The organism is Corynebacterium sp. HMSC071F07 (genome assembly GCF_001810285.1).
Lineage (GTDB): Bacteria > Actinomycetota > Actinomycetes > Mycobacteriales > Mycobacteriaceae > Corynebacterium > Corynebacterium simulans.
On sequence record NZ_KV800700.1, the window covers coordinates 25286 to 27925 of the forward strand.

The following is a 2640-nucleotide window of genomic DNA, read 5'->3' on the forward strand; positions in this document are numbered from 1 at the left end:
GGTTCCTCGATGCACTTGTAGATGGAATACATCGGATCCAAGGAACCATATGGGTTCTGGAAGACCACCTGCATCTTGCGGCGCAGCTGGAAAAGCTCCTTCTTGGACAGCTTCGAGGTGTCCTTGCCCTCGAACTCGATGGTGCCGGAGGTCGGGGAGAGCAGGCCCAGCACCATGTTTGCCACGGTGGACTTGCCCGAACCAGACTCGCCCACGAGTGCCATGGTGGTGCCGCGACGGATATCAAAAGAGACGTCGTCGACTGCCTTGAGCAGTTTCTTCTCGCCGCGCTGACCGCGGATATCGAATTCCTTGTTCAGGTTGCGCACGGAGATGACGGCTTCATCTTCGATGTTGGCGCTGTGCGAAGCCGCGGCCTTGAGCTCTGTGCTTTCCACGCCTGCCTCTTGGGCAGCGCGGATGCGCGAGGAAGCCAAGGAAGGCGCTGCGGTAACCAGACGCTGGGTATATGGGTGCTCCGGATCGCGCAGAATCTCGCGCGAAGGACCAGACTCCACGATGCGGCCGCGGTGCATCACGATGAGGTGCTCGGCGCGTTCTGCCGCCAAGCCCAAGTCGTGGGTAATAAATAGCACGGCGTTGCCCAGCTCTTCAGCGAGGTGACCCAGGTGGTCCAGGATGGTCTTCTGCACGGTCACGTCCAGCGCCGAGGTGGGCTCGTCGGCAATCAGCAGCTTTGGGCGCGCAGCCAGGCCGATGCCGATGAGTGCGCGCTGGCGCATGCCGCCAGAAAACTCGTGTGGATACTGCTTGGCGCGACGCGCGGCGTCGGGAAGCCCTGCTTCCTCCAGGATCTCCACGACGCACTTTTCGCGCTCGGAGCCCTCCAGCACGTTGTTAGCCTTCAGCGACTCTTCGACCTGGGTGCCGATACGCCAGACCGGGTTCAAGTTGGACATTGGATCCTGCGGAACCAAGCCGATCTTGTTTCCGCGCAGGGCCTCGAACTGCTTGTCGTTGTAGTGGGTGATGTCCTCACCCTCGAAGAGGATTTGTCCCTTCGTCACCTTGCCGGTGCCCGGCAGAAGTCCCAGGATGGACATCGCGGTTGTGGACTTACCGGAACCGGACTCGCCCACGATTGCCACGGACTGGCCTGGGTAGATGGTCATGTTGACGCCACGTACTGCCTCGACGGTGCCGGTGGAGGACTCGAAGGAGATGTGGACGTCCTTCATTTCAAGAAGTGGCTTATTCATTAGCGATTCCTTGCCTTCGGGTCGAGGGCGTCGCGGACGACGTCGCCCATCATGATGAAGCTCAGAACGGTCAGGCCCAGAGCGCCTGCCGGGTAGAACAAAACGGCTGGATTCATGCGCAGGGAGGCCTGTGCATCAGAGATGTCGCCGCCCCACGAGACGAACGTGGAGGGCAGGCCGATGCCGAGGAAGGACAGCGTGGCCTCGGCAACGATGTAGGTGCCCAGCGCGACGGTGGCATAAGAAATGATCGGAGCCGCAGCGTTCGGCAGGACGTGGCTAAACAGGATGCGGGCGTTGGAAGCACCGATGGAACGCGCGGATTGGACGAATTCCTCGTTCTTGATGGATACAACGGCACCGCGGGTGATGCGGGCGATGGATACCCAGCCGAACAAGCCAAGTACGAGAACCACAGTGATGATGGTGCGGTGCTCCTTGAACATCTGCATGACAACGATGGCCGCCAACACCAGCGGGATGGCGAAGAAGATATCGGTGATGCGGGAGAGAACAGCGTCAATCCAACCGCCGAAGAAGCCGGCTATGGCGCCCACTAGGGCACCGATGATGACCACGAGGAGGGTGGTCAAAACACCGACGATCACGGATGCGCGTGCGCCGTAGATAACGCGGGCGTAGATATCGCAGCCCTGGCGGTTAAAGCCGAATGGGTGGCCTGCCTCTGCTGGGTCGAGCGACTTGGAGAGCTCGCACATACGCGGGTCAGTATTGGTGAAAAGGCCGGGGAAGAGCGCGAGGAGAATCGCCAAGGTGATCATCACGGCGGCGACCCAGAACAATGGGCGGCGGCGCAGGTAACGCCATGCTTCGCCCCACTGGGAGGAAGGGGCGGATTCATCCTTGACAGCGTCGACGGCGCCGAGGCCGGTCTCGTCGACGTCGGAGATGAAGTGCTCCTGGCCTGGGTACTGGGTGGTCTTGTCGAGTTTAGGCATAGCGGATCCTCGGGTCGAGTACTGCGTAGAGGAGGTCAACCAGCAGGTTGGCGATGATGTAGATGATCACCAGCACGGTGGTGAAGGAGACGATTGTGGTCGGCTCGCCGCGCAGGATGGCTTGGTACATGGTGCCGCCGACGCCGTTGATGCCGAAGATTCCTTCGGTGACGATGGCGCCGGTCATCAGCGCACCGATGTCGGCGCCGATGAAGGTGGCAACGGGGATAAGCGAGTTGCGCAGCACGTGTCGGCGGGTAACAGCCCCGCTGGAAAGACCTTTTGCGCGCGCGGTGCGTACGTAGTCAGCGCGTAGGTTCTCGGCCACAGACTGACGTGTCAGGCGGATGACGTATGCCAGGGACAGCGCACCCAGGACGATGGCCGGCATGAGCAGGGCTTCGAAGGAAGCCTTAGCGCCGACGGTTACGGGCAGCAGCTGCCATTTAATACCGATGAGG

Annotated in this window: 2 protein-coding genes and 1 pseudogene; all 3 read right to left on the reverse strand. The window is 61.2% G+C overall.

The genetic code is table 11. The annotated features are described in order from the left end of the window. Nucleotides 1-1220 (reverse strand): annotated as a pseudogene (locus HMPREF2724_RS03585) (ATP-binding cassette domain-containing protein); the annotation flags it as partial. Beyond that, the gene (locus tag HMPREF2724_RS03590) at nt 1220-2179 is read right to left on the reverse strand and encodes an ABC transporter permease (RefSeq protein ID WP_061920197.1); all 960 of its coding nucleotides are present in this window, start codon (nt 2177-2179) and stop codon (nt 1220-1222) included. The gene HMPREF2724_RS03590 and the pseudogene HMPREF2724_RS03585, both read right to left, overlap by 1 nt. Further along, nucleotides 2172-2640 (reverse strand): ABC transporter permease (locus HMPREF2724_RS13100; RefSeq protein WP_246818197.1); only part of this gene is annotated, 469 nt, incomplete at its 5' end. The genes HMPREF2724_RS13100 and HMPREF2724_RS03590, both read right to left, overlap by 8 nt.

Bases quoted from the DNA above. Each gene is read 5' to 3' on its own strand.
- HMPREF2724_RS03590 (WP_061920197.1), bottom strand. From the start codon at position 2,179: ATGCCTAAACTCGACAAGACCACCCAGTACCCAGGCCAGGAGCACTTC.